Here is a 17,416-nt window from a genome sequence, read left to right on the forward strand (position 1 = left end):
GCAGCCGGCCGTCGGCCCTGACTGGTCAGTTCTGGGCCAGCAGCTCGCCCACGTAGCGTGCCACGGCGCGCACCATGGCGATATTGCCGGGGTAGTCCATCCGGGTGGGCCCCAGCACTCCCAGGCCACCCACGATGGTGGCCCCCGGGCCGTACCCGGTGCTGACCACCGAGGCGGCACGCAGGTTGTCGAACTCGTTCTCGTCGCCGATCAGCACGCGGGTCGTGCTGGGCTCGGTCTCGCCGATGAGCTTGAGGAGCACGACCTCCTCCTCCAACGCCTCCAGGATGGGCCGCAGCGAACCCTGGAAGTCGAGCAGACCACCCCGGGTCAGGTTGGCGGTGCCGGCCAGGGCGATGCGCTCCTCGTGCCGCTCGACAAGCGTCTCCAGCAGGACGGTGGAGAGCGTGGTCATGGCCGGGCGCAGCTCGACCGGCGCCTCCTCCACCAACGCCTGCACCAGCGGAGGCGTGTCCGACATGCGCTCGCCGGCGAGCTTCTCGTTGACCAGGCGACGCAGGTCGGTGACGTCGTCGGCGGGCACCGGCCCGGGCAGCTCCACCAGCCGCTGCTCGACCCGGCCGGTGTCGGCGATCATGACGAGCATCAACCGGGTGGTGGAGATCGGCACCAGCTCCAGATGGCGCACCGAGGAGCGGGCGAGGCTCGGGTACTGCACCACGGCCACCTGCCGGGTCAACTGGGCGAGCAGCCGTACGGTGCGGTGGACCACGTCGTCGAGGTCGACGGCCCCGACGAGGAAGCGCTCGATGGCCCGACGTTCGGCCGGACTGAGCGGCTTGACCCGCGACAGCCGGTCGACGAAGAGACGGTAGCCGCGGTCGGTGGGCACCCGGCCGGCGCTGGTGTGCGGCTGCCGGATGTAGCCCTCCTCCTCCAGCACGGCCATGTCGTTGCGGACCGTCGCCGGGGAGACCCCGAGTTGGTGCCGCTCGACCAGCGCCTTGCTGCCGACCGGCTCCTGGGTCGAGACGTAGTCCTCGACGATGGCGCGGAGCACGGCGAGCTTCCGGTCGTCCAGACCCATCCTCCGCACCTCCTCTCGCACGTCGGCCGCCGGCCCACGCGGGCCGACGGACCGTCCTGGCACTCGACTGTAACGAGTGCCAGTCTACGTCGGCGTGCCCGCCGACGCGATGATCAAGGTTGTCCTGGACCGGGCCGCCGGTGTCGCACTGGTGCGACGTTGCCCACGGCACCTACCGTGACAACCATGACTGAACCACCTCGCCCTCCCGGCGCGGGAGACCCCGGCAGCTACCCGCCGGAGCCGAATCTCCCCGGCTCGACCCCGTCGGCCGAGCCGCCCACCGCACCACTGTCCGGGGCACCCGGCCCGGGCGGCTATCCCCCAGCCGGTGGCTATCCGCCGCCCACCGGTGACCAACCGCCGTCGGGCGGCTACCCTCCGCCGGGCAACTATCCCCCACCGGGCGGTTATCCCCCACCGGGCGGCACGACCGTCGGCTATCCGACCGGCGGCGCGTACGGCGGTCCCGGCGGCGGTTACGCCAACAACGAGGACAAGACCTGGGCGCTCGTCGCCCACTTCGGCGGCGCTGCCGGCATGATCATCAGCGCTGGCGTGCTGGGCTGGATCGCCCCGCTGGTGGCACTGCTGGCCCGGGGCAGCCAGTCCCCGACCGTCCGGGCGCACGCCGTGTCGGCGCTCAACTTCCAGCTCATCTGGTCGATCGTCGGCCTGGTCGGCTGGGTGCTGTCGTGCATCCTGATCGGCTTCATCGCGGTCGCGGCGGCCGTCATCCTCGGGACCGTGTGCGGCATCCTCGCCGGCATCAAGGCCAACGAGGGGCAGGTCTACCGCTACCCGCTCTCCGCCACCTTCATCAAGTGATCCGGGCCGGCCGCTCCCCGGCCGGTCCGGCACACCGCCGCCGGCCGGGCGGGCGTCCGGCTCAGGGCAGCAGGTCCCGCACGACCGCGTCGGCGAGCAGTCGGCCGCGCAGGGTGAGGACCGCCCGTCCGGCGGCGTACCCCTCGGCGTCCAGCAGACCGTCGGCGAGGGCCCGCGCGGCACCGGCCCGGCCCGCGTCGTCGAGCACCCCGAGCGGCAGTCCGCTGGCGAGCCGCAGCCGGAGCATCACGTCCTCCATGTGCGCCTCGTCCGTGGTGAGCACCTCGCGGGCCAGGCCGGGCGACGCGCCGGCCGCCAGCCGCTGGGCGTACGTCGTGGGGTGCTTCACGTTCCACCAGCGCACCCCGCCGACGTGGCTGTGCGCGCCCGGGCCGAGGCCCCACCAGTCGGCGCCGGTCCAGTAGAGCAGGTTGTGCCGGCACCGGGCCTCGTCGGTGCGCGCCCAGTTGGACACCTCGTACCAGGAGAGGCCGGCCGCGTCGAGGGCGGCCTCCGCGGCCAGGTAGCGGTCCGCCGCCACGTCGTCACTGGGGTACGGCACCTCGCCGCGCTTCATCCGCGCGGCGAGCCGGGTGCCGTCCTCCACGATGAGGGCGTACGCGCTGACGTGGTCGACCCCGGCGGCCACGACCTGCTCCAACGTGGCGGCGAAGTCCTCGGTCCGCTCCCCCGGCGTGCCGTAGATCAGGTCCAGGTTGACGTGCTCGAATCCGGCCTCACGTGCCTCGCGGGCGGCGGCGGTGGCCCGGCCGGCGCTGTGCTTGCGGTCGAGGATCGCCAGCACCCCGGGCGACGCGGACTGCATGCCCAGCGAGATCCGGGTGTAGCCGGCTGCCCGCAGCAGCTTCAACGACTCCGGGGTGACCGACTCCGGGTTCGCCTCGGTGGTCACCTCGGCGTCGGCGGCGAGCCCCCAGGTGCGGTCGATGCCGTCGAGGATGCGGGCCAGGTCGTCGGCGGGGAGCAGGGTGGGCGTGCCGCCACCGACGAAGACGGTGTCGACGCGGGGCGGCGGGTTGTCGCCGAGCACCCGGGCGGCGAGCGCCAGCTCGGCCAGCACGGTGTCGGCGTACGCCTCGCGGCTCGCGCCCCCACCCAGCTCGGCGGCCGTGTACGTGTTGAAGTCGCAGTAGCCGCACCGACTGGCGCAGAACGGAACGTGCACGTACACGCCGAAGCCGCGCGCGCCGACCGCCGTGGTGGCGCTGGCGGGCAACGATCCGTCGACGGGGACGGTCTCACCATCTGGAAGGACGCCGGGCATGGCCACTAGTGTGCCCGGCATGACCTCTCCCGACGTGCTCGTGCGGGTCGCCACGGCCCGTGGGGTGACCACCCTCACCCTGGACAGCCCGCACAACCGCAACGCGCTCTCCACCGCACTGATGACCCAGCTGCTGGCCGGGCTGGCCGACGCGGTGGCCGACGAGGCGGTCCGCGTGATCGTGCTCGACCACACCGGGCCGGTCTTCTGTTCCGGCGCGGACCTGAAGGAGACCGCCGCGGCGTACGCCAGCGGCACCGTGCCCGCCGGCATGCTGGGCGACGTGCTGGCGGCGCTCTGGGAGTGCCCGAAGCCGGTCCTGGCCCGGGTCGCCGGGCCCGCGCGGGCGGGCGGGCTGGGCCTCATCGCCGCCGCCGATCTCGCGGTCTGCTCCGATGAGGCGACCTTCGCGTTCACCGAGGTCCGCATCGGGGTGATCCCGGCGGTGATCTCGGCGACCGTGCTGCCCCGGCTACACCCCCGCGCCGCCGCCGAGCTGTACCTGACCGGGGACACCTTCGACGGGCGGCGGGCCGCCGAGGTCGGCCTGGTGACGGCCTCGGTGCCGGCTGACGAGCTGGACGACGCGGTGCGGAACTACTGCGACTCGCTGGTCCGTGGCGCGCCCGGCGCGCTGGCCGGCGCGAAGGATCTGCTGCGCCGACCGGGCACCGCCGAGCTGCGGGGCGACCTGGCCCGACTGTCCGCGCTCTCGACCGGCTACTTCCTCTCCGACGAGGGCCGCGAGGGGGTCATGGCGTTCCGGGAGAAGAGGCCGGCGCGGTGGGTTGCCGCTCTGGACGCTGGTTCGGCTGATCACACCGGGTAGGACCGGGGGCGTCGCCCGGTCGCGGTGATCGCCGGGGTGCCGGGTGCCCATGCCCTCCCGCACGTCCTTTGCTCTGCTTCAACAGGCGCAACATTCGAGGGCTTCGAGTGTTGCGTCCGGTGAAGCAGAGCAAAGGTTCTCGATGAGGGCCGGGCCCCGCCCGGAAGGGGCGGGGCCCCGGCGCGGCGGTGCCCCGAGGTCGGTCACCACGCGCTCGCGCCGCCGTCGACCGCGTAGTTGGCACCGGTGATGTACGACGCCCGGTCGGAGGCGAGGAAGACCACCAGTTCGGCGACCTCCTCGGGGCGGGCGAACCGCTTCAGCATCGTCTTGGCGGTGATCGCGTCCCGGTCCGCCTGGTTGTCCCCCAGGTCGCGGTCGCTGGCCGGGGTGAGGATGGGCCCGGGGCTGACCGCCACCGCCCGGATGCCGTGCGGCGCCCCTTCGAGCGCGAGCTGCCGGGTCATCCCGATGACGCCCGCGTTGGCCGCCGTGTGGCCGACCATCGGCGGGACGTGACCGGCGATCATTCCGGCCATCGAGGCGGCGTTGATGATGACGCCGCCGCCGCGCCGCACCAGGTGCGGCCAGGCGAACTTGGACACCAGGTACGGAATGTCGAGTTCGCCGGCGATCGTGTACCGCCAGTCCTCGACCGAGAAGTCCGGCAGTGGGCCGAAGCGCAGCGCGGCCGCGTTGTTGTAGACCACGTCGAGCCCGCCGTAGGCGGCTGCGGCGTCCTCGACCAGTTGGTGGACCTGTTCCGGGTCGGTCAGGTCGACGGGCGCGATGCTCGTCATCTCCCCACCGGCGGCCCGGACGAGCTCGACCGTCTCGGTGTTGCCGTCGACCTGGATGTCGGCCCCGACCACCTTCGCGCCCTCGCGGGCGAAGGTCAGCGCCGCGACGCGACCCAGCCCGCCGCCGGTGCCGGTCACCAGCACCACCTTGCCGTCAAGCGTTCCCATCGCACTCCTCCTTGGCTCCCACGTCCGATTGACGTGTCAACCGAGAAAAGCCCGTGACCAGGCAATATCTTCCGCCGGTTGACGAGGGGTGACGTGGCAGACACGATCTCCAGCGGCAGGTGAGTTCGGCGCGGGAGCGGGAACGTCCCGATCCGTACGCGACGGCGGAGCGGAGCCCGAACCGGTCGAACGACCCGGACGACGCCGACGGGGACGTACGCTTGTCGAACTGTCGATCAGGAGGTGTGGGTGCGAACTCGGGCAGCCGTGGCGGGCGGAGTGGTGCTCATTCTCGTCGCCGTGATCGCGATCTGGCTCGTCCTCAAGCGGGTCGGCGACGAACTGCGGCTGCCGCTGGCGGGACGCACCTGCACGGTCCAGGCCGACGGCCGGGTGGTCCTGGACGTCGAGCAGATGGCGAACGCGGCGACCATCGCGGCGATCGGCGTCCAGCGCGGCATGCCCGAGCGCGCCGTGGTGGTCGCGCTGGCCACCGCGTACCAGGAGTCGGGGCTGCGCAACCTCGACCACGGTGACCGCGACTCGCTCGGGCTGTTCCAGCAGCGCCCGAGCAAGGGCTGGGGCACGCCGGAACAGATCCGCGACCCCCGCTACGCGGCGAACAGGTTCTACAAGGCGCTCAAGAAGGTGCGCGGCTGGGAGGAGATGCGGGTCACCGACGCCGCCCAGCGGGTGCAGCGGTCGGCGTTCCCCGAGGCGTACCAGAAGTGGGCCGACGACTCCGAGGTACTCACCAAGGCCCTGCTCGGCGACGCCACCGAGGCGGTGGCCTGCACGGTGGGGCGTACCCCGGTGATGCACGGCGCGGCGGCGGCCGCGCAGCTGACCCGCAACCTGGCGCTGGACTGGGGTGTGTCGAGCGCCGAGAAGGCCAGTCAGACCGGGTTGGCGGTGACCGCGCAGGACCAGCGCGACGGCTGGCGGTACGCACACTGGCTGGTCTCGCACGCCCAGGACCACGGGGTGAAGCGGGTCCGCTTCGGCGACCTGGAGTGGACCGCCCGTAAGGGCACCTGGAGCCAGGTGACCGGCGAACAGGGTCCCGCCGGCCAGGTGCTGGCCGAGGTCTTCGCCGAGGGCTGACCGAACCCGGATCTCTTAACCGGCAGTGACCGCACAATCGGACAAAAGCCTACATAGCTGGCTGGTGGTCGCGTAAATGTGACTCCCCGCACTGGTTCCGCTGCACGCGGTCCGGCCCCGGGCCGTACCGCCGCCGCTCGCCCTCCCACCGCCCCGGCGCTCGCGTTACGATCGGCGGCCTGTGCCAGAAATGGTTTCACCTCATGGGGAGGGGTACGACGCGGTGTTCGATTACGGCGACCGGACCGGCTACGAACCGATCAGCGACACTGACCGCAAGGAGTTCCACGAGCAGGGCTTCCTCCTGCTGCGCAACGTCCTGACGGAGGACCACCGGGCGGCGCTGGAGGCGGCTGTCGACCGCGTCTACGCGGAGGAGCAGGCCAAGGGCACCACCAAGAAGGACGGCACCCTGCACCTGCTGGGCTTCCTGGAGCGCGACGAGCTCTTCGGCGAGCTGCTCACCCACCCGATCGCCTTCCCGTACATGTGGGGGCTGGCCGGCTGGAACATCTACACCCACCACAACCACCTGGACGTCACCCCGCCGGCCGCCGAGCCGGAGAAGCCGTACTGGGGTTGGCACCAGGACGGGTACCGGCAGAACTCCGACCCGGAGACGATGGACCCGAACCTGCCCCGCCCGATGTTCTCGCTGAAGGTCGCCTACGTGCTCTCCGACCTGTCGGAGACCGGCCGTGGCGCCACCAAGGTCATCCCGGGCAGCCACCTGTGGAACTCGCTGGACCGTCCCAAGGACCTCAGCGTGCACAACCCGGACCCGGAGGGCACGGTGGAGATCACCGCCAACCCGGGTGACGCGTTCATCTTCGACCGGCGGCAGTGGCACTCGCGCTCGACGAACCTGTCGACCATCACCCGCAAGATGCTCTTCGTCGGCTACACCTACCGGTGGATCCGTCCGCTGGACGAGCTGCACCCCGACGTGAACGGCGAGTGGTACCGCAACCGCACGCCCGTGCAGCGCCAGCTGATCGGTGAGGGCACCCACACCGCCAACTACTGGGGCATCAACTGGGACGGGTACGTCGACGACGAGATCCCGCTGCGCAAGGAGCTCAAGGAGCGCGGTCTGCTCGACCGCAACATCCCCTGGCTGCGCTGATCACCCGCGCCTGCGAACGACCCCCTGCCATCGGCGGGGGGTCGTTCCCGTATCCGCCTCCCCCAGGGGTCGACGGTTCTCACCGCGCGTCGTCCCGGCGGCGCGAGGACGGTCAGGCGACGTCCCGGCGCAGGGCGAGCAGCACGGCGATCGCCGAGGCGGCCAACGCGTACGCGGTGAGCAGGAGAGCGCCGGCCGCCGGCGGGAGCAGATGGACGGTGCCGCTGCCGAGTTCCGCGGAGATGGCGTCGGCGACGTAGGTGAAATCGGTGAGCGCGGCCGTGGCTCCGCCGGGCAGCACCGGGTACAGCGTATTGACGCCCGGGATCATCATCAGCACCGGCTCCCCCACGTACAGATAGCCGACCACGACGCACAGCGCCGCGATCTGGTGGTGGACGAGAGCGCCCACCCCGGCCCCGAGGAGCAGGTAGACCACCATCGCGACGGCGATCCGACCGAGCAGCGCCAGCACGGTGGTCACTGGCATACCGAGCGGGACGTCGCGGACGGCGACGACGGCGAACAGCGCCACCGCGGCGGTGCCCGCGAGGACGAGCCCGTAGGCGAGACCGACGACCGCGTACGTGGTGAGTTTGGCGGCGAGCACCCGCCCACGGCGCGGGGCGAACAGGAAGGTGACCGCGGCGGTGTGGTGTCGGTACTCGGAGGTGACCGCGAGGGCCCCGGCCGCGGCCGGTACGAATGCGGTGTAGCCGAGGATGCCGAGGATCGCGCGGAGACCGGCCTCGGTGTCCAGGCCGGGCATCGGCGGGTCGAAGTTCTCCGGCCCCACCAGCGCCATGGCCCCGAACATGCCGCCGCCCAGCGCGGCGGCGGCGAGCAGCAGGCCACCCCACATCCGGGTGGCCAGCAGCCTGCGGAACTCCGCTCTGATCAGGAGGTTCATCAGCTGGCCGCCTTGTCCCTGGTGAGGTGGAGGAAGAGTTCTTCGAGGCCGGTGGTCTCGACGACCAGCTCGTGCACCCGGACATGATGGGCGGCGGCGAGGTCGGCGACGCCCGGCGCGTCCAGCCCCCGTACGCGCAGCCGATCGGGCCCGGCGGCCTCGACGTGCGGTGCCGTGCCGCCGTCTGCCGGTTCGGCCGTCAGGACGGCGGCGAGCGCGTCCGCGTCGGGTGAGGTGATCAGCACCGCCGGCGGGCCGGCAAGCCGGGAACAGGGCCCGGCGGCGACGAGTTCGCCGCGCCGGATCACCACCACGTCATCCACGAGCTGCTGGATCTCGCCGAGCGCGTGACTGGAGATCAGGACGGTGCGGCCCTCGTCGGCGAACTGGCGCAGGAAGCCGCGCAGCCACGACATCCCTTCCGGGTCCAGGCCGTTGCCGGGCTCGTCCAGCAGCAGGACGCGGGGGTCGCCGAGCAACGCCGTGGCGAGGTTGAGCCGCTGCCGCATGCCCGTGGAGAATCCCCTGATCCGACGGTGCGCAGCCTCGGCGAGGCCGAGCAGGTCGAGCAGGTCGGTGACGCGGTTGTCCGGATACCCGCCCATGGCGGCGTAGACGCGCAGGTGGTCGCGGGCGGTGTGTCCAGGGTGGAAGGCGTTGGCGTCGAACACGGCGCCAACCGTGCGCGACGGCCGGGCCAGTTGGCCGTACGGCTGCCCGCCGATCGTGGCGGTGCCACTGGTCGGCGACACCAGCCCGGTCATCATGCGCATCGTGGTGGTCTTGCCGGCGCCGTTCGGGCCGAGGAATCCGGTGATCACGCCGGGCTGCACGGTGAAGCTCAGATCACGCACGGCGGTGACGTCACCGAAGCGCTTCGTCAGGCGCGACACCTCGATCGCGAGGTGGTCGCCGGTCATGCGCGGGCCGCCATGACCGTCTCCACGATGCCCGGCGCGACCGGGCTGGAGAGCACGACCTCGTCGAACTCGCCGCCGGAAGCCGCCCGGTCCAGGACGAGGTGCAGCCCCGGCTCCGACCGGCGGGCTGCCACGAGTTGTCGAGGACCGCCGTACAGGCCCCACACTCCGATCTTGACGAAGCCGGACACCACGTATCCCCGGCGGGCGCCATGGGCCAGTCGCAGTGGGTTGTCCGCCAGGGCGACCCGCCGCACCGCGCTGAGGGGCACTGCGAACCGCGCCCGTCCGACCCAGACCCGCTCCCATCCGGTGAACCGAATGTCGATCACATCGTTGGTCACCATGACCGATGCCATCAGTCATCCCCTCTCGTCGTGTCGGAGTTGTCCGTCGGCGGCGGCGCGCGCCTGTCGGCAGCCGGCAGGTCGGTGGGCAGCAGAACGGTCGCCAACAGTCGCGGTATCCGTCCATCGCCGGGCTGGTTGCCGAGCAACGGGCCCACCAGAGCGCTGAGACCGGCGGCGAACTCGCCCAGTTCGGCGTCGGTCAGGTGCAGCACGAGTTGCTGGTAGCCCGCACCGTCGGCGGTGAAGTCGATCCGCTCCCGGGCGAGGTAGCGGGAGAACTCCGACAGCAGGCTCGACATGAACGCCGTGAAGTAACGCGCGTGGTCCTCCGGCGTCGCCGTGGCGAGGGCCGCAGGGTCGAGCGTCGCGCCGCGCGCGGGCAACGCGTACACCCGCTCGACGGCGCCGCGCACCCTGCGTTCGTCGATCACCTCGACCAGCCCGGCCTTGACCAGGATCGCCAGGTGCCGGTACATCGTGGCCTGCGGGACGTCGGGCAGCAGCTCGAGCAGGCCCTGCGTGGTCAGGCGCGTGCCCGCGACCGCACGCAGGATCCGGATCCGCAGCGGGTGCAGCGCCAGGTCCGCCCAGCGCTCTCGCGACATCTCCACGACCAGACGTTATCACTATCGATAGTGATAATGAAAGGGCGACATCGCTCGGCGGGTGTCCACACGAGCGGTGGGGCTCGACCCTGGACGTCAGCTACGGGTGGCGAGACGGCGGCGGACCTTGTCCCGGATCGGCTCCGGCAGGTCAGGTGCCTCCAGCAGCCGGGGCAACAGCTCCGGCTCCAGGCTGGTGGCCCGGAACACCTCGCCGATGGTCACCCCGTGCGCGGGCCGGTCCACCACGTCGACCGGGTCACCCGGGCCCACCTCCCCCTCGCGGAGCACCCGCAGGTAGGCCCCCGGGGTGGCCCGGACCGTGAACCGCTTGATCAGATCCGGTACGCCCCAGAAGCCGGCGAACGTGGTGCACGGGGTACGCGGCATGGTCACCTGGAGCAGCGCCGTACCCACCGCCCACTGCTCGCCGATGACCGCCCCGGTCACGTCGACCGCGTACGTGGTCAGGTTCTCCCCGAAGCCGCCGGGGCGGATGGACCGACCGATCTCGGCCGACCACCACGCGGCGTCCTCCTCGGCGTACGCGTAGACGGCCTTCTCCGGCCCGCCGTGGTGGGCTCGCTCGCCGATGAAGTCACCGGCCAAGCCCTCCGTCAGCAGCGACACCGGCCCGTCGACCGGACGCTTGTCGATGCCACTGCGACCGCTCGCGTCGCCGGCCCACTCCGCCTCGGTCACGATGCCGAGGTTCACCGCTGCCACCCTGCCCGTCATGACGGCCAGCCTAGGGTCTGTCAGCCCTTGACCGCTCCCGCGACCAGGCCGGAGACCATCTTCCGCTGCACCAGCAGGAAGAAGATGATGACCGGCAGGGTGAACAGCGTGGAGGCGGCCATCACCGGCCCCCAGTTGGTGTCGTCGCGGCCGAAGAAGAAGGTCATCGCCACCGGCAGCGTGTAGCGCCCCTGGTCGTTGACGAACGTCAACGCGAAGATCAGCTCGTTCCACGCCGTGATGAACGAGAAGATGCTGGTGGCGACCAGTCCTGGCGCGACGAGCGGGAACAGCACCCGGCGGAAGGTCTGGGCCCGGCTCGCGCCGTCGATCGCCGCCGCCTCCTCCAGTTCCTTGGGCACGGCCGCGACGAACCCGCGCAGCATCCACACCGCGAACGGCAGCGAGAAGCCGAGGTACGTGAGGATCAGGCTGGGCAGCGTGTTGTAGAGCCCGAGCCGCTGGATCATCAGGAACAGCGGAATGACCAGCGCCTCCAACGGGATCATCTGCACGATCAGCAGCATGATCAGGAAGCTGGTCCGGAGCTTGAAGCGGAACCGGGCCACCGCCGTCGCCGCGAGCAGGGCGACGAGCCCACTGAGCACCACGGTGGACACCGCGACGATCGCGCTGTTCACGAAGAAGTCGAGGAAGGTCACCCCGGGGATCAGGTTGCCGGTGAGGATCTCCCGGTAGTGCGCCAGCGTGGGATGGGTCGGCACCGGCTGCGGGGTGGCCGAGAAGATCTCGTTGCTCGGCTTCAGCGACGTCGAGATCATCCAGTAGACCGGGAACGCCGCGAAGAGCGCGACCAGCAGCCCGGCGGCGTTGAGGGCGACCTTCTTCACGACTCGTCCTCCTGCTTGAGCACCATCCGCACGTAGAAGCCGGTGACCACGAGCAGGATCAGCGTGAGGATCACCGCGATGGCCGCGCCGAGCCCGTACTTCGGCGGCGGCGAGAAGGCCTCGGCGTACGAGTAGATCGACAGCATGAACGTGGGCCGGTCCTGGGTGCCGCCGGCCAGCACGAACTGCTGGGTGAAGACCTTGAAGTCCCAGATGGTGGAGAGCACGATCAGGATCCCGAAGACCGGTCGCAACAGCGGAAACGTGATCTTCCAGAAGACCCGCCACGGGCTCGCGCCGTCCACCCGGGCCGCCTCGTGCAGCTCACTCGGCACACTCTTGAGGCCGGCGAGCACGCTCACCGCGATGAACGGGAACGAGTGCCACACGACCACCAGCGTGAGGATGGCGAAGAACAGCAGCGGCGAGTTGAACCAGCCGTAACCGGTCCAGTCGCTGCGACCGAACAGGGCGTTCGAGAGCCCGTCGGGCAGAGCGTTGAACAGCCAGGTGACCAGTCCGCTCGTATCGTCGAAGATCCACTTCCAGACGATCGTGCCGGTCAGCGCGGGGGTGGCCCAGGCGAGCATCACGCAACTGGCCACGAAGGTCGCCATCTTGCGACCGAGCCGGTTGAGCAGCAGCCCGACCAGGGTGCCCAGCACCATCGTGAGCAGCACGTTCGCCGCGGCGAACAGCACGGTGTTGCGCAGTACGGTCAGGAAGAACGGGTCCGTGAGGATGTCGGTGTAGTTGCCGAGCCCCACCCACGGCCACTCCCGGTCGCCGCGCAGTTGCCGGACGCTGTTGAGCCGGTAGAAGGACATCGCCACCACCTGGCCGAGCGGCCAGAGCAGCAGCACCCCGATGATGACGAGCGCGGGCAGGAGCAGCAGATAGGGCAGGCGGTCGACCCGGGGACGCCGCCGCGCGGGGTTCTCCCGCGCGGCGGACGTCTCCGGCACCTCGGTCAGCGTGGTCACTTGGAGTTGAGGATGCTTTCCATCTCACCGGCCGCGTCGGCGGTAGCCTTCTCGACCGTCTTCTGACCCTTCATGACCGAGCTGTTCATCGCCTGGGTCACCGTCTTCGTCCGGCTGACCTCCACCCACTTCGGGGTGAGCGGCGTGAGCTTCGTGTTCTGCATGGTGGTGGCGAACGCCGCCATCACCTTGTCGTTGGCGTACGTGTCACTGGCGACCAGGTCCTTGTAGACCGGGAAGAACCCGAGGCTGCTGGCGAAGCTCTGCGCGTTCTTCTTGTTCAGCAGCACGGTCAGGTAGTCCCAGGCGAGGTCCTGGCGCTCGCTGTCCTTCCAGATCGCCACGTCGGAGCCGCCGGCGAAACCGGGCGCGGCCTTGCCGTCCGGGCCGGGGATCGGGAACGTACCCCAGACCTTCTCGATCTCGGGGTTGTCCTTCTTGATGGCGGCCTGCTGCCAGCTACCGGCGAACGCCATGGCGGCCTTGCCGGTGGCGAACTGCGTCCGCGCGTCGATCTCGTTCCAACCGGCGGCGGCCGGCGGGGCGACCTTGTGGACGGTGACCAGGTCGGTCCAGTACTTGACGGCCCGCTGCGCCTCCGGCGTCGAGTAGCCCGACTTCCAGGCGCCACCCTGGTTGGTGGCGATCTCCGCGCCCGCGCCCCAGAGGAAGGAGTAGAAGGGCAGCTCGGAGTTGCCCGGCAGCGCGATGCCGTAGGTGCCCTTCTTCTTGGCCTGCACGGCCTTGGCGACGGTCACCAGGTCGTCCCACGTCTTCGGCGGCTGCACGCCCGCCTCGGCGAACCAGTCGGTGCGGTAGTAGATGGCCCGCACGCCCGCGTACCAGGGGACGCCGTACTGCTTGCCGTCGAGCTGCGCGTTGCGCACCAGGTCGGGCAGCAGGTCCTTGCCGTCCGCCCAGCCACCCATCCGACCGCTGACGTCGGCGAGCGCCTCCTGCGCGGCCCAGCCCTGGGTCTCGGTGTTGCCCAGTTCGGTGATGTCCGGGCCCTCACCGCCGGCGAGCGCGGCCTGGAACTTCTTCGGCGCCTCCAGCCAGGGGATGTACTGCACCACCACATCGGTGTCGGGGTGCTTCTGCCGGAACTCGGTCTCCACGCTGTCGAGGAAGGCGTTCTGGGCGTCGCCGCCCTCGCCCATCATCCAGACCGTGAGCTTGCTGTCGTCGGCCGCTTTCTCGCCGGAGCCGCCACAGCCGCCCATCACCATGGCCACCGAGGCCACCACGGCGGTGACCGGGGCCAGCCGCTTCCACCTGTTCACGCCACTTCTCCCCTCGCGCCGCCTGGAACTAACCTTCTCCGCCGCACCTTAGTACGAAGAAATCCTTTACGACAGTGGGCGGCCGGGCCGAAGCCTGGCGACCGTATCGCAGGTGGCCGACGCGAGCAGCTCGCAAAACCGGGCCGAATAAGGGCAGGACGTCACGAAAGAGCGCCCGGCCGTCCGGCCGGGCGCTCTTTTCGCTTCCTGCGGTGATGCCAGGTTGTTACCGGGTGACGCGGCGGCGGCCACCCACACCGGCCACCAGCGCGACCGCGATCGCGGCCACCACGACCTGCACCAGCAACTCGGTCCAGTCGACACCGGCGGTCTCGGTCGCGATACCCATCGCCCGCGCCAGCACGGTGCCCAGCAGAGCCGCGCCGATACCGATCAGCAGGTGCAACCACATCGGCATGTTCTGGCGGCCCGGAACGACCAGGCGGCCGAGCGCCCCGACGATGAGACCAACAACGATGGCGGTGATGATGCCCCACACGGTGAGCTCCACGGTCGCCCTCCTTCAAAGAATGTCTGACACACAACGTGTGCTTCCTGTCGTGACCGCTAAGTTCCCGACCCACCAAAAATCCAAACCGTTTCGATCGCCCAAACGATCACGACTTGGTGAACAGAGGCACGTACCACCAGACCCCGCACCCCGCACCCCGCACCCCGCACCCCGCACCCCGCACCCCGCACCCCGCCGATCTTGCACTTTCCGTTGTCGGTAGGAGTGGAATGCCTTGTGTCTCAGCAGAAAGTGCAAGATCGGCGCGGGTGGGGGTGGTGGGGGGGGGTCCGCCGCGCGCAGCGTTGCGTCTCGGGATCGAGCACGATCTTGGCGCGGGACGGGCGCGAGACAGGCCCGGATCGCCGGGGCGCGATGCCTCGGCGATCCAGGTTCAGCAAAGCACCGAGGGCGCCCGGCCTGATGGCCGAGCGCCCTTCGAAAGTGTTGCGGTGCTACAGGTGTGTGGTGTTACCGGGTGACGCGGCGGCGGCCACCCACACCGGCCACCAGCGCGACCGCGATCGCCGCCACCACGACCTGCACCAGCAACTCCGCCCAGTCCACACCGGCGGTCTCGGTCGCGATACCCATCGCCCGCGCCAGCACCGTGCCCAGCAGAGCCGCGCCGATACCGATCAGCAGGTGCAACCACATCGGCATGTTCTGGCGGCCCGGAACGACCAGGCGGCCGAGCGCCCCGACGATGAGACCAACAACGATGGCAGTGATGATGCCCCACACGGTGAGCTCCACGGTCGCCCTCCTTCAAAGAATGTCTGACACACAACGTGTGCTTCCTGTCGTGACCGCTAAGTTCCCGACCCACCAAAAATCCAAACCGACTCAGCCGCACAAGAAGTTGCCGGCATCGATGTCGATCGGCTGCGTCGGTTGGCCCGGCCCGACGTCCACACAGCTCAGACAACCTGTCGCCCCGGGCAACAACCCCAGACCTCGACCCCAAAAAAATCCCCACCCCGCCTCGGTGATCAAGAGGTTCGCGTCAGGATCCGGGCTTCGGATGACGCGAACCTCTTGATCACCGCGGGCAGCGGGTGGGGTGACGGCCGGGAGGGTCGGCCGGGTTACTTCTTGGTGGTGGGTTTGGCGTCGCCGGAGTCGGAGGAGAGAGCGGCGATGAAGGCCTCCTGCGGGACCTCGACGCGGCCGACCATCTTCATCCGCTTCTTGCCCTCCTTCTGCTTCTCCAGCAGCTTGCGCTTACGGCTGATGTCACCGCCGTAGCACTTGGCGAGCACGTCCTTGCGGATGGCGCGGATGGTTTCCCGGGCGATCACCCGGCTGCCGATGGCCGCCTGGATGGGCACCTCGAACTGCTGGCGCGGGATCAGCGTACGGAGCTTCGCGGCGATCGTGACGCCGTAGTTGTACGCCTTGTCCTTGTGCACGATGGCGCTGAACGCGTCCACCGGCTCGCCGTGCAGCAGGATGTCCACCTTCACCAGGTCGGACGCCTGCTCGCCGGAGGGCTCGTAGTCCAGTGAGGCGTACCCCTTGGTACGACTCTTCAACTGGTCGAAGAAGTCGTAGATGATCTCGGCGAGGGGCAGCGTGTAGCGCAGCTCCACCCGGTCGGCGGAGAGGTAGTCCATGCCCAGCAGACTGCCGCGCCGGCCCTGGCACAGCTCCATGACCGCGCCCACGTAGTCGTTGGGCGTCAGCACGGTGGCCCGCACCACCGGCTCGTACACCTCGGCGATCTTGCCGGTCGGGTACTCGCTCGGGTTGGTCACCACGATCTCGGCGCCGTCGTCCTGGATCGCCCGGTACACCACGTTGGGCGCGGTGGAGATCAGGTCGAGGTTGTACTCCCGCTCCAACCGCTCCCGGATGATCTCCAGGTGGAGCAGGCCGAGGAAGCCGCAGCGGAAGCCGAAGCCGAGCGCGCCGGAGGTCTCCGGCTCGTAGTCCAGGGCGGCGTCGTTGAGCTTGAGCTTGTCCAGCGCCTCGCGCAGGTTCGGGTAGTCGGACCCGTCGATCGGGTAGAGGCCGGAGTAGACCATCGGCTTCGGGTCCTTGTAGCCACCGAGGGGTTCGGCCGCCGGCTGGCTGTTGATGGTGACCGTGTCACCGACCCGGGACTGCCGGACGTCCTTCACGCCGGTAATCAGGTAGCCGACCTCGCCCACGCCGAGGCCGTCGGCCTTGACCATCTCCGGCGAGATGACGCCGATCTCCAGCAGCTCGTGCACCGCGCCGGTGGACATCATCTTGATCCGGTCGCGGGCGCTGATCCGGCCGTCGACGACCCGGACGTACGTGACGACGCCGCGGTACACGTCGTACACCGAATCGAAGATCATGGCCCGGGCGGACGTCTCGGCGTCGCCGACCGGCGGGACGAACTGCCGGACGATCTCGTCGAGCAGGTGCGGTACGCCCTCGCCGGTCTTGCCGGAGACCCGGATGCAGTCGGCGGGGTCACCGCCGATGAGGTGCGCCAACTCCTCGGCGTACTTCTCCGGCTGCGCGGCCGGCAGGTCGATCTTGTTGAGCACCGGGATGATGCGCAGGTCGTTCTCGAGCGCCAGGTAGAGGTTGGCCAGGGTCTGCGCCTCGATGCCCTGCGCGGCGTCGACCAGCAGCACGGCGCCCTCACAGGCGGCCAGCGACCGGGACACCTCGTACGTGAAGTCGACGTGCCCCGGGGTGTCGATCATGTTGAGCACGGCCTGTTCGCCGGCCCGCTCGCCCTCGCGGATGGTCCACGGCATGCGGACGGCCTGGCTCTTGATGGTGATGCCGCGTTCGCGCTCGATGTCCATCCGGTCCAGGTACTGAGCGCGCATCTGCCGGGGGTCGACCACGCCGGTGAGCTGCAACATCCGGTCGGCCAGGGTCGACTTCCCGTGGTCGATGTGGGCGATGATGCCGAAGTTCCGGATGCGACCGGGGTCGGTGGCACCAGGGGCGTTCGCGCCGGGATCGAGCTTCGGTGGCACAGCGGTCCGTTCTGGTCGGCTGACGTGAACAGGCCGGCGCGCCGCCGACCCCCTCCATGTTCCCACGCCGCCGGGGTACGCCCACGGCGCGGGCGACGGATCGGTCCCGAA

At 70.1% G+C, this 17,416-nt stretch carries 18 protein-coding genes; 4 read left to right on the plus strand and 14 right to left on the minus strand.

The window, feature by feature from the left end; translation table 11 throughout:
* Positions 1-25: 25 nt before the first annotated feature.
* A complete protein-coding gene (gene hrcA, locus ACN269_RS12905) occupies positions 26-1,048 on the minus strand; it encodes a heat-inducible transcriptional repressor HrcA (RefSeq protein WP_421472679.1) in 1,023 nt (340 codons plus the stop codon).
* A 186-nt stretch (positions 1,049-1,234) separates the two neighbouring features.
* Here hrcA and ACN269_RS12910 point away from each other — a divergent pair, with 186 nt between their 5' ends.
* Entirely contained in the window at positions 1,235-1,876 is a 642-nt protein-coding gene (locus tag ACN269_RS12910) for a DUF4870 domain-containing protein (protein ID WP_421472680.1), read from the plus strand.
* Positions 1,877-1,937: 61 nt separating this feature from the next.
* On the opposite strand, the gene hemW is transcribed toward ACN269_RS12910, so the two are convergent.
* On the minus strand, positions 1,938-3,161 hold the full coding sequence (gene hemW / locus ACN269_RS12915; protein WP_421476311.1) for a radical SAM family heme chaperone HemW: 1,224 nt from the start codon (positions 3,159-3,161) through the stop codon (positions 1,938-1,940).
* A 19-nt stretch (positions 3,162-3,180) separates the two neighbouring features.
* Between hemW and ACN269_RS12920 the strand changes: the two genes are divergently transcribed.
* The gene (locus ACN269_RS12920) at positions 3,181-3,990 is read left to right on the plus strand and encodes an enoyl-CoA hydratase-related protein (RefSeq protein WP_421472681.1); all 810 of its coding nucleotides are present in this window, start codon (positions 3,181-3,183) and stop codon (positions 3,988-3,990) included.
* Positions 3,991-4,193: 203 nt separating this feature from the next.
* On the opposite strand, the gene ACN269_RS12925 is transcribed toward ACN269_RS12920, so the two are convergent.
* Positions 4,194-4,958 carry an SDR family NAD(P)-dependent oxidoreductase gene (locus ACN269_RS12925; RefSeq protein WP_421472682.1) on the minus strand — a complete coding sequence of 255 codons (765 nt, stop codon included), beginning with the start codon at positions 4,956-4,958 and terminating at the stop codon, positions 4,194-4,196.
* Positions 4,959-5,207: 249 nt separating this feature from the next.
* On the opposite strand from ACN269_RS12925, the gene ACN269_RS12930 reads away from it, so the two are divergent.
* Both ACN269_RS12930 and ACN269_RS12935 read left to right on the plus strand, forming a co-directional pair.
* Positions 5,208-6,062 carry a hypothetical protein gene (locus ACN269_RS12930; protein WP_421472683.1) on the plus strand — a complete coding sequence of 285 codons (855 nt, stop codon included), beginning with the start codon at positions 5,208-5,210 and terminating at the stop codon, positions 6,060-6,062.
* Positions 6,063-6,285: 223 nt separating this feature from the next.
* Positions 6,286-7,188 (plus strand): phytanoyl-CoA dioxygenase family protein, encoded by a 903-nt coding sequence (locus ACN269_RS12935; protein ID WP_088988074.1) that lies wholly within the window; start codon positions 6,286-6,288, stop codon positions 7,186-7,188.
* Between the two features lie 112 nt (positions 7,189-7,300).
* Here ACN269_RS12935 and ACN269_RS12940 read toward each other — a convergent pair whose 3' ends face one another.
* The 11 genes from ACN269_RS12940 to lepA all read right to left on the minus strand — a co-directional run bounded on the left by ACN269_RS12940 (position 7,301) and on the right by lepA (position 17,305).
* Complete coding sequence (locus ACN269_RS12940) at positions 7,301-8,098, minus strand: ABC transporter permease (protein ID WP_421472684.1); 798 nt, start codon at positions 8,096-8,098, stop codon at positions 7,301-7,303.
* Complete coding sequence (locus ACN269_RS12945) at positions 8,098-9,018, minus strand: ABC transporter ATP-binding protein (RefSeq protein WP_421472685.1); 921 nt, start codon at positions 9,016-9,018, stop codon at positions 8,098-8,100. The genes ACN269_RS12940 and ACN269_RS12945 overlap by 1 nt, the downstream gene beginning before the upstream one ends.
* Positions 9,015-9,377 carry a hypothetical protein gene (locus ACN269_RS12950; protein ID WP_421472686.1) on the minus strand — a complete coding sequence of 121 codons (363 nt, stop codon included), beginning with the start codon at positions 9,375-9,377 and terminating at the stop codon, positions 9,015-9,017. The genes ACN269_RS12945 and ACN269_RS12950 overlap by 4 nt, the downstream gene beginning before the upstream one ends.
* Entirely contained in the window at positions 9,377-9,973 is a 597-nt protein-coding gene (locus ACN269_RS12955) for a helix-turn-helix domain-containing protein (protein WP_421476312.1), read from the minus strand. Before ACN269_RS12955 ends, ACN269_RS12950 begins: the two co-directional genes overlap by 1 nt.
* 96 nt (positions 9,974-10,069) lie before the next feature.
* Complete coding sequence (locus ACN269_RS12960) at positions 10,070-10,711, minus strand: MOSC domain-containing protein (protein ID WP_421472687.1); 642 nt, start codon at positions 10,709-10,711, stop codon at positions 10,070-10,072.
* Positions 10,712-10,731: 20 nt separating this feature from the next.
* Positions 10,732-11,562 (minus strand): carbohydrate ABC transporter permease, encoded by an 831-nt coding sequence (locus ACN269_RS12965; protein ID WP_355053198.1) that lies wholly within the window; start codon positions 11,560-11,562, stop codon positions 10,732-10,734.
* Positions 11,559-12,545: a carbohydrate ABC transporter permease gene (locus tag ACN269_RS12970; RefSeq protein ID WP_421472688.1), complete on the minus strand. Its 987-nt coding sequence runs from the start codon at positions 12,543-12,545 to the stop codon at positions 11,559-11,561. The genes ACN269_RS12965 and ACN269_RS12970 overlap by 4 nt, the downstream gene beginning before the upstream one ends.
* Positions 12,542-13,828, minus strand: a complete 1,287-nt coding sequence (locus ACN269_RS12975; RefSeq protein WP_421472689.1) for a sugar ABC transporter substrate-binding protein — start codon at positions 13,826-13,828, stop codon at positions 12,542-12,544. The genes ACN269_RS12970 and ACN269_RS12975 overlap by 4 nt, the downstream gene beginning before the upstream one ends.
* Before the next feature lie 226 nt (positions 13,829-14,054).
* Positions 14,055-14,339 (minus strand): GlsB/YeaQ/YmgE family stress response membrane protein, encoded by a 285-nt coding sequence (locus ACN269_RS12980; protein ID WP_421472690.1) that lies wholly within the window; start codon positions 14,337-14,339, stop codon positions 14,055-14,057.
* Between the two features lie 471 nt (positions 14,340-14,810).
* Positions 14,811-15,095, minus strand: a complete 285-nt coding sequence (locus ACN269_RS12985) for a GlsB/YeaQ/YmgE family stress response membrane protein (protein ID WP_421472691.1) — start codon at positions 15,093-15,095, stop codon at positions 14,811-14,813.
* Positions 15,096-15,427: 332 nt separating this feature from the next.
* Positions 15,428-17,305 carry a translation elongation factor 4 gene (lepA, locus tag ACN269_RS12990; protein WP_421472692.1) on the minus strand — a complete coding sequence of 626 codons (1,878 nt, stop codon included), beginning with the start codon at positions 17,303-17,305 and terminating at the stop codon, positions 15,428-15,430.
* Positions 17,306-17,416 lie beyond the last annotated feature (111 nt).

It is taken from the genome of Micromonospora sp. WMMD736, assembly GCF_049179015.1.
In the GTDB taxonomy this organism is placed as follows: Bacteria; Actinomycetota; Actinomycetes; order Mycobacteriales; family Micromonosporaceae; genus Micromonospora.